The 16,003-nt window shown below is 68.6% G+C and carries 15 protein-coding genes, 1 tRNA gene and 1 pseudogene; 1 reads left to right on the top strand and 16 read right to left on the bottom strand.

From position 1 onward, the window contains the following. Positions 1-85 precede the first annotated feature (85 nt). The 4 genes and pseudogenes from ACGGCP_RS06835 to ACGGCP_RS06820 form a co-directional block, all read right to left on the bottom strand. Entirely contained in the window at positions 86-1,111 is a 1,026-nt protein-coding gene (locus ACGGCP_RS06835) for an ISL3 family transposase (protein ID WP_392962172.1), read from the bottom strand. A gap of 108 nt (positions 1,112-1,219) precedes the next feature. Continuing rightward, positions 1,220-1,406: pseudogene (locus tag ACGGCP_RS06830) on the bottom strand (DUF1737 domain-containing protein). After that, positions 1,390-1,884 (bottom strand): GNAT family N-acetyltransferase, encoded by a 495-nt coding sequence (locus tag ACGGCP_RS06825; RefSeq protein ID WP_392962170.1) that lies wholly within the window; start codon positions 1,882-1,884, stop codon positions 1,390-1,392. The pseudogene ACGGCP_RS06830 and the gene ACGGCP_RS06825 overlap by 17 nt, the downstream one beginning before the upstream one ends. 56 nt (positions 1,885-1,940) lie before the next feature. Then, positions 1,941-2,780 (bottom strand): alpha/beta fold hydrolase, encoded by an 840-nt coding sequence (locus ACGGCP_RS06820; RefSeq protein ID WP_392962167.1) that lies wholly within the window; start codon positions 2,778-2,780, stop codon positions 1,941-1,943. Between the two features lie 72 nt (positions 2,781-2,852). Here ACGGCP_RS06820 and ACGGCP_RS06815 point away from each other — a divergent pair, with 72 nt between their 5' ends. Beyond that, positions 2,853-3,803 carry a GlxA family transcriptional regulator gene (locus ACGGCP_RS06815; protein WP_392962165.1) on the top strand — a complete coding sequence of 317 codons (951 nt, stop codon included), beginning with the start codon at positions 2,853-2,855 and terminating at the stop codon, positions 3,801-3,803. Between the two features lie 513 nt (positions 3,804-4,316). On the opposite strand, the gene ACGGCP_RS06810 is transcribed toward ACGGCP_RS06815, so the two are convergent. The 12 genes from ACGGCP_RS06810 to ACGGCP_RS06755 all read right to left on the bottom strand — a co-directional run bounded on the left by ACGGCP_RS06810 (position 4,317) and on the right by ACGGCP_RS06755 (position 16,001). After that, entirely contained in the window at positions 4,317-4,778 is a 462-nt protein-coding gene (locus ACGGCP_RS06810) for a cupin domain-containing protein (RefSeq protein ID WP_392962162.1), read from the bottom strand. Further along, complete coding sequence (locus ACGGCP_RS06805; RefSeq protein WP_392962159.1) at positions 4,775-5,542, bottom strand: cysteine hydrolase family protein; 768 nt, start codon at positions 5,540-5,542, stop codon at positions 4,775-4,777. Before ACGGCP_RS06805 ends, ACGGCP_RS06810 begins: the two co-directional genes overlap by 4 nt. Continuing rightward, complete coding sequence (locus tag ACGGCP_RS06800; protein WP_392962157.1) at positions 5,539-7,119, bottom strand: AtzH-like domain-containing protein; 1,581 nt, start codon at positions 7,117-7,119, stop codon at positions 5,539-5,541. Before ACGGCP_RS06800 ends, ACGGCP_RS06805 begins: the two co-directional genes overlap by 4 nt. Next, on the bottom strand, positions 7,112-8,332 hold the full coding sequence (locus ACGGCP_RS06795; RefSeq protein WP_392962155.1) for an amidohydrolase: 1,221 nt from the start codon (positions 8,330-8,332) through the stop codon (positions 7,112-7,114). The genes ACGGCP_RS06800 and ACGGCP_RS06795 overlap by 8 nt, the downstream gene beginning before the upstream one ends. 71 nt (positions 8,333-8,403) lie before the next feature. Beyond that, positions 8,404-9,573, bottom strand: coding sequence for an ABC transporter substrate-binding protein (locus tag ACGGCP_RS06790; RefSeq protein ID WP_392962153.1), 1,170 nt, complete (start codon positions 9,571-9,573; stop codon positions 8,404-8,406). A 45-nt stretch (positions 9,574-9,618) separates the two neighbouring features. Next, positions 9,619-10,455, bottom strand: a complete 837-nt coding sequence (locus tag ACGGCP_RS06785) for an ABC transporter permease (RefSeq protein WP_392962150.1) — start codon at positions 10,453-10,455, stop codon at positions 9,619-9,621. Then, positions 10,452-11,264 carry an ABC transporter ATP-binding protein gene (locus ACGGCP_RS06780; protein WP_392962147.1) on the bottom strand — a complete coding sequence of 271 codons (813 nt, stop codon included), beginning with the start codon at positions 11,262-11,264 and terminating at the stop codon, positions 10,452-10,454. Before ACGGCP_RS06780 ends, ACGGCP_RS06785 begins: the two co-directional genes overlap by 4 nt. 305 nt (positions 11,265-11,569) lie before the next feature. After that, positions 11,570-12,259 (bottom strand): GntR family transcriptional regulator, encoded by a 690-nt coding sequence (locus tag ACGGCP_RS06775; RefSeq protein ID WP_392962144.1) that lies wholly within the window; start codon positions 12,257-12,259, stop codon positions 11,570-11,572. A gap of 965 nt (positions 12,260-13,224) precedes the next feature. After that, a tRNA-Met gene (locus ACGGCP_RS06770) sits at positions 13,225-13,301 on the bottom strand. A gap of 154 nt (positions 13,302-13,455) precedes the next feature. After that, entirely contained in the window at positions 13,456-14,379 is a 924-nt protein-coding gene (era, locus tag ACGGCP_RS06765) for a GTPase Era (protein ID WP_392962142.1), read from the bottom strand. Then, positions 14,372-14,710, bottom strand: coding sequence for a cytidine deaminase (locus tag ACGGCP_RS06760; protein WP_392962140.1), 339 nt, complete (start codon positions 14,708-14,710; stop codon positions 14,372-14,374). Before ACGGCP_RS06760 ends, era begins: the two co-directional genes overlap by 8 nt. Then, complete coding sequence (locus ACGGCP_RS06755) at positions 14,703-16,001, bottom strand: hemolysin family protein (RefSeq protein ID WP_392962137.1); 1,299 nt, start codon at positions 15,999-16,001, stop codon at positions 14,703-14,705. The genes ACGGCP_RS06760 and ACGGCP_RS06755 overlap by 8 nt, the downstream gene beginning before the upstream one ends. Positions 16,002-16,003: the final 2 nt, after the last annotated feature.

The following is a 16,003-nucleotide window of genomic DNA, read 5'->3' as shown; positions in this document are numbered from 1 at the left end:
CAGCACAGCCGCGAGATCCCGTTCCAGGCCCTCGGCGAACCGGGCCATGGTGGTGATGCCGCAGGCCAGAGCCCGTTCGATCCAGTCATCGAGACGGTGGCCTTCGAGACCGGTGAGGTCGGCCAGGTCGGGGTGGGCCGCCAGGAGTTGCTTGCGGCGTAGAGCATCGTCTTCGTCGAGCCGATCGGGCGGGCAGGTCAACAGCTTGGAGAGGTCCATGTTGATCAGTGCCGAGCTGCTGGACTTGTGCCCAGCGGCGGCGGGTGTTCTGGGCGCGGCGGCCCTCGGCGACCCGGTCGACGTCGGGGGCCGCGTCTTCGGGCCTGCGCGGCACTGGCTCGGGCTCATCGGTGAGGCGGGCCCAGCGGCGGTTTGCCGCGATGGAGCGGTCGACGGCGTCGCAGAGGTTCTTCCAGAGGTGCCACCGGTCGGCGACCTGCACCGCGTCCGGTTGCGCTGCGGTGATGGCGGCTCCGTAGGCGGCGGCGCGGTCGCGGCAGACGACCTCGATGCCCTGCTTGCCGGTCAGCCATGCGGCGACGGTCTCGGCGCTGCGGTCGGGTAGGACGTCGAGGACCCGGCGGCCGTCCTGGTCGACGATGACGGTGCCGTAGGTGTGGCGTTTGCGGAAGGCGAAGTCGTTGATGCCGATCACCGGCGTCGTCTCCGGCGGTTCGGGGTCGGGGAGGGCGCGGACGGCGCGGAGCAGCGTGTGGCGGCTGCGTGCGATGCCGAGCATGCCGGCGATCCTGGCCCCGGCTCGCCCGGCCAGGGCGGTTCCGAGCCGATCGATGACCTCCTGCGCGGCGGGTGTGGTGCGACGGTACCGGCCGGTGAGCCCATCGACCTGCTCGGCGAAAGTCGCCTGCTCGCAGGCGTCATTGGCGTATCGGAACCGGCGGACCGTCAAATGGATCCGCATGGCCGACAGCGCCGGTCCCACATCGGTCAGGGTCCGCTGGTAACGGCTGTGCAGGTGCTCGGTGACGATCCCGCAGGCCGGGCGCAGGGCTTCGGAGGTCCTGGTCGCCGCGATGACTACCAAATGGTCGTTGTCTCGGTCGATATCGGTTACATCGAGGCCGCCGAGGTGCGGGTACAGCAGTGCCAACAGAGTTGAGTCCACACCAGAAGAAATCGACCTAACCTGGTGGCTCCCCTGCTTCCTCAACGGCTGCAACGAAATCAGGGCCGACATTCATACGCTGCTGACGGACCGTTACCACTCCGTCGGCCAGACCAGTGCCTGAGCGACGACGACCCGTTCGCCGTTGAACGTCACGGCAGGGCCCCTCGTGCAGTTCGTAACCGAGGCTGAGCGCCTCGCTCACGCGTCGGCAGAACGTCTCGTCGTCCGGGCCGGTCAGGACCCGGTAGACGGGCAGTCCGTCAGGTGGTGCGCTCATCGAAACCCTCCTCGCTTCCTGAGCCGCCACCCGTGTCGGCTGCGGCGCGGCCCAGGTTGTACTTGAAATAGGCTGCGGTTTCGGTGAACCCCAGCCGGTCGTAGAACCGGGCCGCGCGGCGGGTGGGCACCGTCACCTCGACGTCACCGGCCTGTCCTGCCTTGTCGACAGCGGCGCGGACCAGGAGCGATCCGATCCCGCGGCCCCGATCGGCCTCGTCCACGGCGAGCTCCAGGACCTCCAGGACGGTGCCGCCGGCGAACAGCGTCGGCGCACGCGCGGCCAGGAGGTACCCCGCCACCGCTCCATCCCGCTCGGCGACCAGGAACTCGGCGGAGCCGGCCGCGGCGGCCTCCATGACGCTCGGGAAGGTGCGGTCCTCGAAGACCGCCCGCTCAGGCCGGTAGCTGGTGGCGAAGCCGCAGAGCAGACGGTAGATGTCCGCCGCATCCTCATGCGCCGCAACGCGAACCGTCATAGCCGCCTCCTCTCGCGGCGCGGGACCGCCGCCGCACACGGATCATATTCGGGCATCTATGCGGTGAAGAAGTCGGCGAGTGCGCGGGCGACCTGGTCGGGTGCGTTCTCCATGGGGATGTGTCCCGCGTCGGGTATGCGGACGAGGGCCGTGTTGGGGATTTCCGCGGCGAACCGTTCGGCGTACGCGACCTTCTGGAAGACGTCGTCCTCGCCCCAGATCAACAGCTTCGGCGTCGTCGACTGGAGCAGTGCCGGAAGCAGCTCCATGGTGTACCGGTAGTCGGCCGCGCCCGCGAGGTGCATCCAGGAGCGGCGGACGCCCGCCTCTCTCCACGGCTCCAGGTACTCGCCGATCAGCGGCTCGGCGGCGGCGCCAGCGAGCGCCGTCGTCACCGCCTTCCTGCGGGCGGCGAGCAGCTCCTCCGCGGTGATGGCGGCGACGGCCTCCGGGTCCCTGAAGTGGGCCACGCTCGACACCGGCCAGGAGTCGTAGGTGACCGAGTTGACCAGGGCCAGCCGCGCGACATGCAGACGATCGCGGACGAGGAGGTGCTGGGCGATGGCGCCGCCGATGTCATGGCCCGCAACGAAGACCGGCCCGGAGATCCGCAGCGCGGACGCGAACCGCGCCACCCACTCGGCGAGCGCCGGGACCGTCGCGGTCGCCAGGTCGAGTTCGCCGCCGGAGCGGCCGAGCCCGGGCAGGTCGACCGCGACGGGCCGCAGGCCCGCCTCGGCCAGGCCGCCGAGGACCGGCTGCCAGACGCGGCTCCAGTAGGTGCCGTGCAGCAGCAGCACGACCGGGCCGTCCTGGTCCACGGTCAGGTAACTGGCCTGGCGGCCGTCGACGTCGACGGCGGTGCGCAGCACTGTCGTCGCATTGCTCTTGTTCATGCCGACCACTGTCGCCCGGATCGGGGCCCGACCCCCAGAGTCTGGAATGACATCTCCAGGTACATTCTTGCCATGAGCCTGCATCGTGTCGTGGCACTGGTCAACGCGCCCCAGTCGCCGTTCGAGCTCGGCTGCGCGGCCGAGGTGTTCGGCACAGTCCAGACGGGTGTGCCGTCCCGCTACGACTTCCGGGTCTGCGCCGAGCAGCCCGGTCCCGTGCCGACCAGCGCCGGTTTCGCGATGCTCGTCGACGCGGGACTGGAGGCCCTGCGGGAAGCGGACACCGTGGTCGTCCCGGGCTGGCTGCCGCACGGCGCCCCGGTGCCGGAGACCGTCATCGAGGCGCTGCGGGCCGCCCACCGGCGCGGGGCGAGGATCGTCGCGATCTGCACCGGGGCGTTCGTCCTCGCCGCGGCGGGCCTGCTCGAGGGCCGCCGCGCGACCACGCACTGGCGCCACACCGCCCGTCTCGCCGCGGCTTTCCCTGGCGTGCAAGTGGATGCGGACGTGCTCTACATCGACCACGGCGACGTGGCGACCAGCGCGGGCACCGGAGCGGGCATCGACCTGTGCCTGCACCTGCTGCGCTCCGACCACGGCGCCGCGTACGCCGCCCAGGTCGCGCGGGGCATGGTGCTGCCGCCGCGCCGGGAGGGCAGCCAGCTGCAGTACGCCGCGCAGCCCGCACCGGCCCGGACCGACGAGTCGTTGGCGCCGCTGCTGGAATGGGCCGCGTCCCGGCTCGACTCAAGGCTGACACTCGACCGCCTGGCCGAACACGCCGGACTGTCCAGCCGGAGCCTCGCCCGGCGGTTCAACGAGCAGCTGGGCACCAGCCCGGGGCAGTGGGTGCTCGATCAGCGCCTCGACGCGGCCCGGGTCCTGCTGGAGCAGACCGATCTGCCGGTCGAGGCCGTCGCGGCCCGGGTCGGGCTCGCCTCGGCGCTCAACCTGCGCCGCCGCTTCCGGGCACGCCTCGGCACCACACCCAGCGCGTACCGGCGGACCTTCAGCGAAACCTGACAAGCGAGTCCCCGCGCACTTCGACCTGCTCCGCAACGCATCTTGCTCGCGTAAGCCGAAGCACGGAATTCGAGACAGAACCGATTAAGACGGCCTCTGACACAACATCTCCGCCTTCATGCGGAACCTGGACGTTAGAACGTCAGCCACGGCTGTCGAAGTCAGCTTAGGTCCCAGCTCGTTTGACGAGAAATTCGGACGAAGAGATCCCAGTTGACTGTCTCCAGAAGCGATTCGGGCTGCTTGATCTCGATGACTTGCTCGCAACTGCGATGCCTCCTCATTCGTCGTCAGATCCACCTGGATGCGACCAGCGGAAGACTGCCACGCTGCAGACGATCGCGGCCGCGAAGATGATTCCGAGCGACCACCATGTTGAGTCGACGCTGAGGCTTCCGGTTCCTTGGAGTACCTGGCCGGTTTCGCCCGCGATCTTCAGCGCTATCTCGTCTTGGCTGGCTTGGTGACGCCTTCACCGGGATTCATTGGAGTCGATGCCCGACTTCATTGACCTCACTGGCGGAGTTGGCCAGGTTCGCGAATGAGCGTCCTCCGGTCGGTGTCGTCCCATTCAGTGATCGTGCCTCCGGCGACGAGTTCGGCGAAGCCGCCGGGCAGGGCGCCGTCATCGTCGGCCATGATCGTGACCGCGTAGAGCCGTTCGGTATCGGAGGTGTTGACGATTCGATGGGTGGAGCCCGGGTGCAGCACGAGCGCATCGCCGGCCTTCAGGTCGACGACATGCTCATCGCTGTGGGCTCGTCCGGTGCCCGACAGCACCACGAAGATTTCCGTGGACGCCGGATGCGAGTTGTCCGGTTGGCTGCCCCTGGGCTCCCACACTTCGTAGAACACGCTGGCGGACGAACCGTCGGCCGGGCCGGCCAGGAGCGCCAGCTTCACGGTGTCGGCCGGTGAGATGAGTTGGGGCGCGATGTCGTCGAAGTGTCGAACGACGGGCGGCGGTGTCTTCATGACGGATCCTCAATGTCGGTTGCGGGAGCGGCCAGCGCGGCTATCAAGTCGGCGGATTCGCAGGTGAAGCCGTAGCACTGCCGTGTGTTGTAAAGCGTCGCTTCATGGCAGAACGCGGGCGAGGTCGTGGCCGACGCACCGTCGACCAGAACGACGTCGTAGCCGAGGCAGGCCGCGTCGACAAGCGTCGAGGCGACGCACTGATCGGAGTTCACCCCGGCCAGGAACAGGGTGTCGACGCGCAGGTTCCGCAGCACCGAGTCGAGGGGCGTGTCCCAGAAGCCGCTCATTCGATACTTGTCGATCCTGATGTCCTCGGGTTCGGCGACCAGTCCGTCGACCAGCGCCGCGCCCCACGACCCCTGGGTCAGGACCTTGGAGCCGTTCGGCATGACCGATCCGATGCCGACGCCTCGGCCTTCCGGGTCGTAGACATGCGCGACCCCGGGCGGGATGTTGGCCTGGTCGTGCCGGTTGCCCCAGTTGACCCAGACGATCGGGAGCCCCGCATCGCGTGCGGCCGGAACGAGCGCCTGGAGCGACGCGATGGCGGGCCCGAGCACGGCGACGTCGACCCCGATCGAGGCCAACCAGCCTCCCTCGCTGCAGAAGTCGTTCTGCATGTCGATCACGATCAGTGCGCTGCGGGCGAGGTCGGCGGTGAGTGGTGTGGGAAGCGCGCTCAAGCTGAATGGGCGCTCGACGCGAGCGGGGCGGCGCAGATCGGTCCCCTGTGATGAGACGGTCCATCGGGGAGGCGTCATCTGGTCTCCTGGACGGTCGCGGCGAGGTCGAAGAGGGCCAGGTCCGTTCCGGGATGGCCGACGAGGCACAGCCCGACCGGGCGTCCGGCCGCGTCGCTCAGCAGCGGCATTGAGATGGCGGGAGCACCGGCGAGTCCCGCGAGGCAGGTCAGGCGCAGGGTGCCGGCGCGTTCGGTTTCGATCACGGTTTCAGGGGCCTTTCTCGCGGGCGCGCTGCTGGCGGTGCTGGGGAGCACGAGGACGCTGTCGGTCAGCCACTCACGGAGGATGCTCCTGGCCTGGGCGACGATCTGGGACGCCTCCTCGGCTTCGCTCGCCGTCACAGTGGACGCTGCGGTGAAGCGCCGTTCGATCGCGTCGCCGAGTGCGCCGGCGTGAGCGGAGATCCACGGGCCGTGGTGGTGCCACGCCTCGTATGCCTGGACGGTGCGGAAGGCGGTGAACCACCGATCCAGGGTCTCCGGCGGGAGGTCCTCGGTCACCGCGGGCGGCAGTCTCCCCGCGTCGAGCAGTTCGCCACGGCGAGCGGCCAGAGCGGCTCGTACGGACGCCGACGCATGCGCTTCGACCGCGGGCAGGATGAGTGTCCTCGCCGGAGCCGCAGTCGAGGTGCCGGAGACCAGCACTTCGGCCGCTCGTCGGGCGCTGCCGAGGTCGCGTGTCAGCCAGCCGACGGTGTCGAACGACGGCGACAGCGGCAGTACGCCTGTCGTCGGAACCGCTCCATGGGTCGGGCGAACGCCGATCAGGCCCTGGTAGGACGCGGGTACGCGGATCGATCCGGCGGTGTCCGTACCGAGTCCTATATCGACTTGGCGCAGTGCGACCGCGGCGGCGGGTCCGCTCGTCGATCCGCCGCCGATTCCATCCGGGACCGCGGGGTTGGGGGTGGTGCCGTAGTGCGCGTTCTGTCCGGCGAGGCTGTAGGCGAACTCGTCGGTCCGGGCGATCCCGGTGATCGCGGCGCCCGCTCGCAGCAGGGCGGTCACCGAAGGCGCGGTCGATTCCTGGGGATGCTGCTCGGACAGCCAGGTCGGATTTCCGGCTCCGATCGCCTGCCCCGCGACGGCGAAGAGGTCTTTCACCGCGACGGTCAGGCCGTCGAGGCGGCCGGACCCGGTCGGTGCCACCAGCGGGGTGCCAGCCACCCGCCATACGGCCCGGTCGAACACCGGCGAAGGGTCGAGGTCCCGCTTCGGGAGCGTCACGTGTGCGGCGGTGATCTTCCAGGCTCCCTCGATCCGCTGCCACAGTTGGGTCTGCAGACCGGTGGCACGGTTCGACGGCTCCTCGGTCGCGGCCATCACCAGGGCGGCATCGTCCCTGATGTGCTGCACCAGCAGGCGGGTGACCCGCCTGGTGGGTATCCGGGTGCGGCCGGCGCGGAATCCGGCGATCGCTTCGTGGCCCACCAGGAGCACGTTCCCGTCGCCGCGCACGGTGTCCTCGCCGGGGGCGAACAGATCGTTCAGCACCGCGATGTCGTTGGACTTCAGCGCCGTCTCGTATGCCTCGAACGCGTCGAGGAGACCGTCGGGCGCGGTCGTCGCTTCACCGTGTTCCGTGAGGTCAGGCATCATCACGGGCCTGGCCTGCGACGGCGAATGCGTCCGTGCCCGCCACGATCCGGCCGCCCTTGAAGACGAGCTTGCGCTCGGGAACGGCGACGACCGCGGCCGCGGGGGTGGGCGCGTCCACAGTGAAGAAATCGGCCTTCGAGCCTTCGGACAGGCCGTAGTCCGCCGCGCCGATGATCCGGGCCCCTCCGTAGGTGCCGGCGGCCAGCGCCAGCTCGATGTCCTTGTCGGAGATGAGCATGGCGCGGCCGGCGACGATGCCGATGCGGCGGAGCATGTCCCCGTCGCCGTACGGCGCCCACAGGTCTCGGACGCCGTCGTTGCCGATGCCGAGGGTCGCGCCGGCGGCGTGCATGACCCGCACGGGAACGACCGGCGACTCGGTCACCGCGCACGTCACCAGGGCCACTCCGGTCTCGGCGAGCAGGTCGGCGACCCGCCGCTGCTCGTCAGGACCCTGCTGGCCGATGGCGTAGGCGTGGCTGATGGTCACCCGTCCGGCCATGCCCAGGGCGCGGGTTCGTTCGGCGATCAGGCGGAACTCCCAGATGCCCATCGTCCCGCCGTCGTGCAGGTGGATGTCGATCTTGCTGCCGTGCTTCTCGGCCAGGCCGAAGATGACGTTGAGCTGGCCCGCGGGGTCGTCGTCGAAACCGGCCGGGTCGATACCGCCGACGACCTCGACACCGCTCTCCAGCGCCGCTCCCATGAGCTCGGTGACACCGGCGCGGTTGAGGAATCCGCCTTGCGGGAACGCGACGATCTCGACGTCGACGCGCCCTTCGTGTCGTGCCGCCGCGGCGCGCACGGCCTCGACCGAGCGCAGGCCGAGCGCGGGGTCGACGTCGACGTGGCTGCGCACGAGCGTCGTCCCCGCGGTGATCATCGCGTCCAGGAGGTTCCCGGCGTACTCCGCGCTGGGGATGCCGAGCGCATCGCGTCGCCGCTCACTGTTGGCGACCCGTTCCGCCAGGGTGGCGCCGCCGGGGTTGGAGCTCCACGGGGCGCCCCAGGTCGTCTTGTCGAGATGGCAGTGCGCGTCGACGAGACCGGGAAGGACGAGTGCCCCGCCGAGGTCGATCTCAGTGGCGGACGGCGCTTCCAAGCCGGGGCCGATCTTGGCGATGCGGCCGTCGACGAGGTGCAGGTCGGCGAGCGCCGGTTCAGCGCCGGGAATCCACGGTCGTCCGCCGCGGAGCAGGAGTTCGGACATGGTGACAGGGCCTTTCGGAAGAGGTTCGCGTAGGGGCGGGCGGATCGTGCGGTCCGCCTGCGGGTCTCGCGTCATTCGGACAGGGCGATGGCGGGGTCGATGAATCGGTTCGTGGCGATCTGCTCGGGGTCGAGGTCGTCCGGGACGGTGATGCCCTGTCGGCTGAAGACCGGGCGGAGGAGGTCGATGATCTCCTGGATGCGGGCGGGGTCCTGCGAGCCGAGGGCGCCGTCCGTTCCGTTGCCGACCAGGCCGTCGGTGCGCATGAGGTCGACGGCGAAGTCCGCGTTGGCCTCGCCGTAGACCCAGCCGCTGTTGTAGGCCGAGACGGCGTCAACGATGATGGCGTTGGCGGCCGCGGGATCCGCCATGTAGTCGGTCTGGCCGCGCTGCAGCACCGGAACCAGCTGCTCCAGGCACGCGGCGTTGTCCTCCAGCTCGCCCGAGCGGACCGTCCACGCCGACTTGTAGGAGGTGAATCCGGCGTCGTGCAGCAGCTGATAGGCGACCGGCTTCATCCAAGGCTCGATCACGTGCTCGTAGTTGTACGGTTCGGTGCTGGCGAAGCCCACTTGCGCGCTCGCTCCCCCGGCGGCGACGAAGTTGGCGGGAGAGCCGTCGTAGCTGCCGTCGACCTGGTCTTCGTCGAGGATGCCGGCGCCGGTGAGGTAGTCCATGAACGAGGACCCCTCGTAGTAGAGGACTGTCGCGCCCGCGTCCTTGAGGTCGGCGATCTCGTCCACCTCCGGGTAGGTCGCCGGGTCCCACATGATCATCATCGGGCTCTTGTCCAGGGGGGCCATGACCGCGGTGGTCGGGAACTCCGCTGCGGTCTGAACGGCCTCGTCGGTGTTGACCGCTCCGATCAGGATCGAGTCGTCGGAGTACATCTGGGAGACGACGCTCTGGAAGCCGATCGCCGGACCGCCGGCGCGGATCTCGATGTCGACGCCGGTGTACTCCCCGTCGGAGAACAGCGGACCGGTCACCTTCTTCGCGTCGGCGTCGATCCACGGGTCGGGTCCGAGCAGCTGGTAGGCGCCGCCGTGCTCGGCTTGCGGATTCCAGTCGGTCTGGACCACGACGGTCTCAGGGCACACCGCGCTCAGATCGACCGGCCCGATCTCAAACGATGCCGTTGCGCCCGGCCCGGGCCCGGTGGCGCCGCAGGCCGCGAGCCCCATGGCGCACAGTGCTGCGGTCGCGGCGGACGCGAGGTTGCGCGGTTGGAAGGACTTCATACTTTCTCCTTCAATGATTTCGGGGTCAAGGGCGGTGGCGAAGGGTTAGAGGCGCTCGCTGCCGTGCCAGTGGGCCGTCGCCCACCTGGACAGCCAGCTGAAGAAGAGGAAGACGATAACGCCGAGCGCGGACGCGAGGAGGACCGCGGCGAACATCTCGGGCGACTGCAGCCGGGCCCGGTAGGTGTCGATGAGGATGCCGATGCCCGGCGCGCCCTGTTTGAAGAAGAAGTCGCCGACGATCGCACCGACCACGGCCAGGCCGGCGGAGATGCGGATGCCCGCGAAGATGGCGGGCAGGGCCGCGGGCAGCTCCAGCTTGCGCAGCACCGTGAACCGGCTGCTGCGGCGCAGCGCGAACAGCTCGCGAAGCCCGGCGTCGACCGACTTCAGCCCGAACAACGTGTTCGAGACGATGGGGAACAAGGCGATCAGGACGCACACGAGCACACGGGCGCTGAATCCGAAGCCGAACCAGAAACCGATCAGCGGAACCAGCGCCAAGGTCGGGATGCATTGCAGCGCGACCGCGTACGGGAAGAGCGCGTGCTCGGCCCAGCGCGCCTGAGACATCAGCACCGCCCAGACGATCCCCAGCACCATCGCGATCAGCAGGCCGGCGCCGGCGACGATGGCGCTGCGCTGCAGGGCGTCGAACATGTTCGGGCCTTCAATGCCGAACAGTCCCTGACGGACGACCTGATCGGGCGGCGGCAGCAGAAAGCGGCGGGCGGGCGCCAGGGAGTAGGAGACGAGGCTCCAGCCTCCGAGCACCAATGCCAGGACGATCAACGGTGCGACGACGCGTTTCGCCGCGAGGCGGGAGCGGCCCGCGGCGCGGGCGGACGGGTCGGCCGCTGCGGTGGCGTGGGCGGTACTCATCGATGGGTCCCCCGCAGCGCGTGCGACACCCGGCCGACGAGGGCGGTGAACTCGGGCGTGTAGCGGATGTCGGGGACTCGGGGGAAGCCGAACGGTATATCGACTTCTTCGACGATGCGCCCGGGGCGCCCCGACATCACCACCACCCGAGTCGACAGGTAGACCGCCTCGCTGACCGAATGGGTGACGAAGAGGCCGGCGAAGCGCCGTTCGGCGAACAGGCCGGTGATCTCGTCCCCCAGGCGCTCTCGGGTGATCTCGTCGAGCGCTCCGAACGGCTCGTCGAACAAGAAGAGCTCGGGCTCGACGGTGAGCGACCGGGCCAGCGACACCCGCATCCGCATGCCGCCCGAGAGGGTGTGGGGCAGGTGCTGCGCGAATCCGGTGAGCCCCACCAGGTCGAGCGCGGTGTCCGCCCGGCGGTGGCGTTCGCTCTTCCGCACGCCGTCGAGCTCGGCGAACAACGCGACATTGTCCCGAACGGTGCGCCAAGGGAGGAGGGTCGCTTCCTGGAAGACGTAGCCGATGCGGTCGGTCTGGACCGCCGCCTGCCCGCCCGTGGCGGACTCCAGACCGGAGGCGATGCGCAGCAGCGACGACTTTCCGCAGCCAGAAGGCCCTACGACACTGACGAACTCCCCTGCCCGAACGGTCAGGTCGACACCTTGCAGCGCAACTGTTCCGTCGGGATACACCAGTTCCGAACCGGCGAAGTGCAGGACCGGGCCGGCGGGAGGGACGGGCGAGGCATGTTCGAGCGCTGGGGCCGCTCCTGAGCGATTGGCGGAAGGTCTGAGCGTCTGGTTCATCTTGGTCCTAGCAAACGATCGGAAGAGGGGATCGGGGAAGTAAGGATCGTCCATACACGACGGATCGTCCGACGGCCGGGCGATCGCGGGCGCGCTGCGATCCCGCGACATCAACCGGGTCATCGAACATCTCGTGAACGAGCGATGCCTTGAGTTCGTATACAATCCTTAAACTGTTTCCGAGTCCAGACACCGGAGTTAATTGCATGTTTCGTATACGATCGAGCCCGCCGACGCGCATGGCGCCATGACACGGACCGGCGCGGACGTCGGCAGCGACATGCCGCGACGGCCGTTCAGCAGGGTCAGGCGTTCTCGCCCGGCTCGGGGCTGCGCGTTCGCCGCGAGAGCTCATACTGCTTCCGATACCGGTGCTCGTCCTTGGCGACGTGCTCATTCATCAGATGCCCGGCCTGCACCGGCGAGCCGTCCAGAATCGCCGCGGCGATGGCCGAGTGGTCGCGCCAGGCTCCTACCACCGAATAGTTCGGGTCCAGCGTGAATCCCCAGGAGATGCGGCTGAGGAGACCTTCGAGCATGCGCTCCAGGTGCCGGTTCGCGGACGCACGGTGGACCAGACGGTGGAACTCCAGGCTGATGCCCGGCAGATCCTCATGGCACTGCTCCTGACTCGCGGCCAATTCGCCCTCACGGGCGATCGCGCTCAGGTCACCGGCGACTTCCCCGCCCTTGGCTTCGGCCGCCAGCTGCGCCGCCAGAACCTCCAATCCGCGGCGAACCTGCATGTAGTCAAGGACATCTCGGCCTGAGTTCTCCGAAACGGACGCGCCCTTGAACGGCGTCAGCGTGATGAACCCCTCGGCCTCGAGCCGGTTCAGCGCCTCCCGCACCGGGACGCGAGATACCCCGAACTCGCGCGCGACCAGCTCTTCTCGTATCCGATCGCCTGAACTCAGAGCGCCGGAGAGGATCTGCTCCCTCAGGGCATCGGCGATGGCATCACGATGCGGGCCGCGCGCATGCTGACTGGTCACGGGGTCCTGCCTGGTCGTCGATCTCGAATGCGGTATGAGCGGGTCAGCCGATGAGCGCTTGACCTCAGCTTCAGTGTGCCAGAGGGGAGCAAACACTCGGCCGCCTGCGTCCCGAGCCGCGATACCACTGATAACCCTGTGATCGTATACGTTCTGATGCTCCGCCCGCGGTACCGGCGTCTTGCCGATCGCGGACCGAGGGCCTCGAGTTCCCGCCGAATGCGACGCTCGACGATGCAAGCCGAGAATTCAGCGCGATCGAGCCGAAGCATGGTTCCCCATATCATCCAAGCGCCGCTGCGGCTTGCCGCGCATCAACCGCCCGACCGACCTCATGTAGGTATGTCTGTTTCGCGGGGCTACCGTCAGAGGCGGATGTCCTGTCCCACGGGTCTTGATGGTGTTGACACGGCCTCCGACGCCCAGAGCTGCAGCAGCGATACAAAGATGGCCGGGCACAATCGCGAGATTGGACCCGGCCACGTCCGTTCACATCTATTCACAACCGGTCACACGCGGTCACAAAGTCGGGTTGACAGTGTCCTCGTTCAAGACATGGGAAACTCATCTCTCGGGTCATAGGAAACTTTCCGATATCTGATCCAGGGCATGTCGAAAGCGTGCATCGAGCTGTGGACGGCCGAGTCGGCGATACGCGTCCCAGTACCCCGCCAGCCAGGGAGCTTCGGCCAGCCGGTCGACGTCGGTGTCAAACTGATCGATCGGTATGCGACCGCTGACCGCGATCGCGTTGAAGCAAGCGCCCGAATAATCCAAGTGCTCTAGCAGCTTGCCGACTCTCGGTTAAGGCCATTTCTTTGATGAGTGATCGACCTCACGTAGACCTGTCATTTTCGCAGGGCTACTGTCGGAGGCGGATGTCCTGTCCCACGGACGAATGACGGACAAGGCCGTTTGAGGCTATGAAAAAACCCTGGTCAACATATCGTTGACCAGGGTCTTCGTGGTAGCGGGAGGCGGATTTGAACCACCGACCTCCAGGTTATGAGCCTGGCGAGCTACCGAGCTGCTCTATCCCGCGTCGGTAGTTAAAGAGTACATGATCCCATTCAGTCACTGCTACAGCGGGGTCCGTGAGTGGGGTCACCGCTTGTTCACCTGGTATTTCTCGTGAATGGGAAATGAAACGGCCCGACTCCTCGCATTCGAGGGGCCGGGCCGTCCGCGTTTTCCGGTCAGAAACCGAGTCGTTCGAGCATCTTCGGGTCGCGCTGCCAGTCCTTGGCGACGCGCACGTGGAGGTCGAGGTAGACGCGGCTGTCGATGAGCTGGGCGATGCCCTTGCGGGCCTTGGTGCCGACGCGCTTGAGGCGCTCGCCGCCCTTGCCGATGATGATGCCCTTCTGGCTGTCGCGCTCGACGTAGATCTCGGCCCAGATCTTCTTGCGCGGGCCGCCGTCGGAGTCCTCGTCCTCGATGTCCTCGATGACGACGGCGAGGGAGTGCGGGAGCTCGTCGCGGACGCCTTCGAGGGCGGCCTCGCGGATGAGCTCGGCCATCATGACCCGCTCGGGCTCCTCGGTGATCATCCCGTCCGGGTAGAGCTGGGGGGATTCGGGGAGTTTGTCCGAGAGGACGCCGACGAGCTCGTCGAGGTTCTCGCCGGTCTTCGCCGAGACCGGCACGATGTCCGCGAAGTCGGCAAGGGCGGCCACGTTCGTCAGGTGGCGCACGAGCGCGTCCTTGGAGACGAGGTCGATCTTGGTGACGACCGCGACGACCTTGGCGTTCAGGTTCGCGATCTCGCCGGCGATGAACTTGTCGCCGGGGCCGGGCTTCTCGTTGGCTGGCAGGCACAGACCGATGACGTCCACTTCGGACCAGGTCTGGCGGACGAGGTCGTTAAGCCGCTCGCCCAAGAGCGTGCGCGGACGGTGCAGGCCGGGCGTGTCGACCAGGATGAGCTGGGAGTCGGGCTTGTGCAGGATCGCGCGGACCACGTGGCGGGTCGTCTGCGGGCGCTTGGAGGTGATCGCGATCTTCTGGCCCATGATCGCGTTGGTCAGCGTGGACTTGCCCGCGTTCGGGCGGCCTACGAAGCAGGCGAAGCCTGCGCGAAATGCTTCATGCGAAGCGGAGCTTCGGCCGTTGCTAGGCAAGACGGGTCACCTCTTTGCGAATGACCGACCAGACGGTGAGGTCGGCGCTGATCTCCCGGGCGGCCTGGAGGCCGTCCTCGTCGGACGCGGCGCCGAAGAGCACCGCGGCCTCAAGCTTGTCCGCTCCGGCAGCGAAGGCCTGGGCGACGGCCGCCTGGAGGGCCGTGAGCTGCAAGGAGGGGAGGTCGACGGCCGCCGAGGCGTAGGTGCGGCCGATGCCGTCGCGCACGGCCGCGCCGGTGGTCTGCTGGACTCGCCCGGCGGCCCCGCGGGCCAGCGTGGCGAGCTTCGCGTCCTCGGCGTCGAGGGCGTCGACGTGCAGGTCAGACATTGATCTTGTGCCTCTCATCGTTCACGGTGGCGGGGGCGTCGGCTTCGGGCAGGCGCGCGACGCGCACCGTCTCGATGCGGTTGCGGCGGCCAACGGTACCTTCAGCGGTCAGTTCGAGCCCGCCGAGGCGGGCGCGGTCACCCGCGAGCGGGACCTTCCCGAGCTCGGCAGCGAGCAGCCCGGCGACGGTGTCGACGTCGAGTTCGGGCAGGTCCACGTCGAACAGCGCCTCCAGGTCCTGCACGGAGAGCCGGGCGGTGACGCGGGCGGTGCGGTCGTCGAGCCAGGACACCGGCGGCAGCTCGTTGTCGTACTCGTCGGTGATCTCGCCGACGATCTCCTCGAGGATGTCCTCGATGGTGATGAGCCCGGCGGTCCCGCCGTACTCGTCGACGACCGTGGCGATGTGGATGCGGGCGGTCTGCATCTCGCGCAGCAGGTCGTCCACCGGCTTCGAGTCCGGCACGAACGTCACCGCGCGCATGACCTCGCTGACGTGCGGGTTCACGCGGTCGTCGAGGCGGACCAGGTCCTTGAGGTAGACCACGCCGCGCACGTCGTCGAGGTCTTCGCCGACGACGGGGATGCGCGAGAAGCCCGAGCGGAGCGCGACCTGCTCGGCCTCGTCCGCGTGCATGTCCGCGGGGACCCAGACCATCGCGGTGCGCGGGACCATGACCTCGCGGGCCACGGTGTCGCCCAAGGCGAACACGGAGGCGATCATGTCGCGCTCCTCGTGGTCGACGGTGCCCTGGGCCTCGGCGGCGTCGACCAGTTCGCGGATCTCGATCTCGGAGGTCGCGAACGGGCCCTCGCGGAAGCCCTTGCCGGGCGTGACCGCGTTGCCGACCAGGATCAGGAGCTTCGCGAGCGGGCCGAGCGCGGTGCCGAGCAGCGCGACGGGCCCGGCGACGGCGAGCGCGATCGGGTAGGCGTGCTGGCGGCCGATCGTGCGCGGCCCGACGCCGATGGCGACGAACGACACGACGGTCATGATCGCGGCCGAGATGCCGACGGCGAGCCACGAGTCCTGCCAGGAGTCGAAGGCCACGACGGCCACTATCGCGATCGCCGCGGCCTCGCAGGCGAGGCGCAGCAGGATGAGCAGGTTGAGGTGGCGCGGCAGGTCCTCGATGATCTTCACGAGGGACCCTGCGCCGCGCTCGCGCTGCTCGGCGAGCTCCGCGGCCCGGGCGGGCGAGACGGCCGTGAGGGCCGAGTCGACCATGGCCGCGGCCCCGGCGACGGCGGTCAGTGCGACCGCCGCGGCCAGGAGCGTGTACGGGATCATGC

Source organism: Glycomyces sp. NPDC048151, from assembly GCF_043202775.1.
Lineage (GTDB): Bacteria > Actinomycetota > Actinomycetes > Mycobacteriales > Micromonosporaceae > Glycomyces.
This window is presented reverse-complemented; position numbering and strand designations above follow the sequence as displayed.

What these genes read in the sequence shown, in the direction of transcription:
- ACGGCP_RS06760 (WP_392962140.1), bottom strand. Translation starts at nt 14,710, where the DNA reads ATGTCTGACCTGCACGTCGACGCCCTCGACGCCGAGGACGCGAAGCTC.
- ACGGCP_RS06755 (WP_392962137.1), bottom strand. Translation starts at nt 16,001, where the DNA reads ATGATCCCGTACACGCTCCTGGCCGCGGCGGTCGCACTGACCGCCGTC.
- ACGGCP_RS06780 (WP_392962147.1), bottom strand. Translation starts at nt 11,264, where the DNA reads ATGAACCAGACGCTCAGACCTTCCGCCAATCGCTCAGGAGCGGCCCCA.
- ACGGCP_RS06785 (WP_392962150.1), bottom strand. Translation starts at nt 10,455, where the DNA reads ATGAGTACCGCCCACGCCACCGCAGCGGCCGACCCGTCCGCCCGCGCC.
- ACGGCP_RS06795 (WP_392962155.1), bottom strand. Translation starts at nt 8,332, where the DNA reads ATGTCCGAACTCCTGCTCCGCGGCGGACGACCGTGGATTCCCGGCGCT.
- ACGGCP_RS06820 (WP_392962167.1), bottom strand. Translation starts at nt 2,780, where the DNA reads ATGAACAAGAGCAATGCGACGACAGTGCTGCGCACCGCCGTCGACGTC.
- ACGGCP_RS06810 (WP_392962162.1), bottom strand. Translation starts at nt 4,778, where the DNA reads ATGAAGACACCGCCGCCCGTCGTTCGACACTTCGACGACATCGCGCCC.
- ACGGCP_RS06805 (WP_392962159.1), bottom strand. Translation starts at nt 5,542, where the DNA reads ATGACGCCTCCCCGATGGACCGTCTCATCACAGGGGACCGATCTGCGC.
- ACGGCP_RS06790 (WP_392962153.1), bottom strand. Translation starts at nt 9,573, where the DNA reads ATGAAGTCCTTCCAACCGCGCAACCTCGCGTCCGCCGCGACCGCAGCA.
- ACGGCP_RS06800 (WP_392962157.1), bottom strand. Translation starts at nt 7,119, where the DNA reads ATGCCTGACCTCACGGAACACGGTGAAGCGACGACCGCGCCCGACGGT.
- ACGGCP_RS06815 (WP_392962165.1), top strand. Translation starts at nt 2,853, where the DNA reads ATGAGCCTGCATCGTGTCGTGGCACTGGTCAACGCGCCCCAGTCGCCG.
- ACGGCP_RS06825 (WP_392962170.1), bottom strand. Translation starts at nt 1,884, where the DNA reads ATGACGGTTCGCGTTGCGGCGCATGAGGATGCGGCGGACATCTACCGT.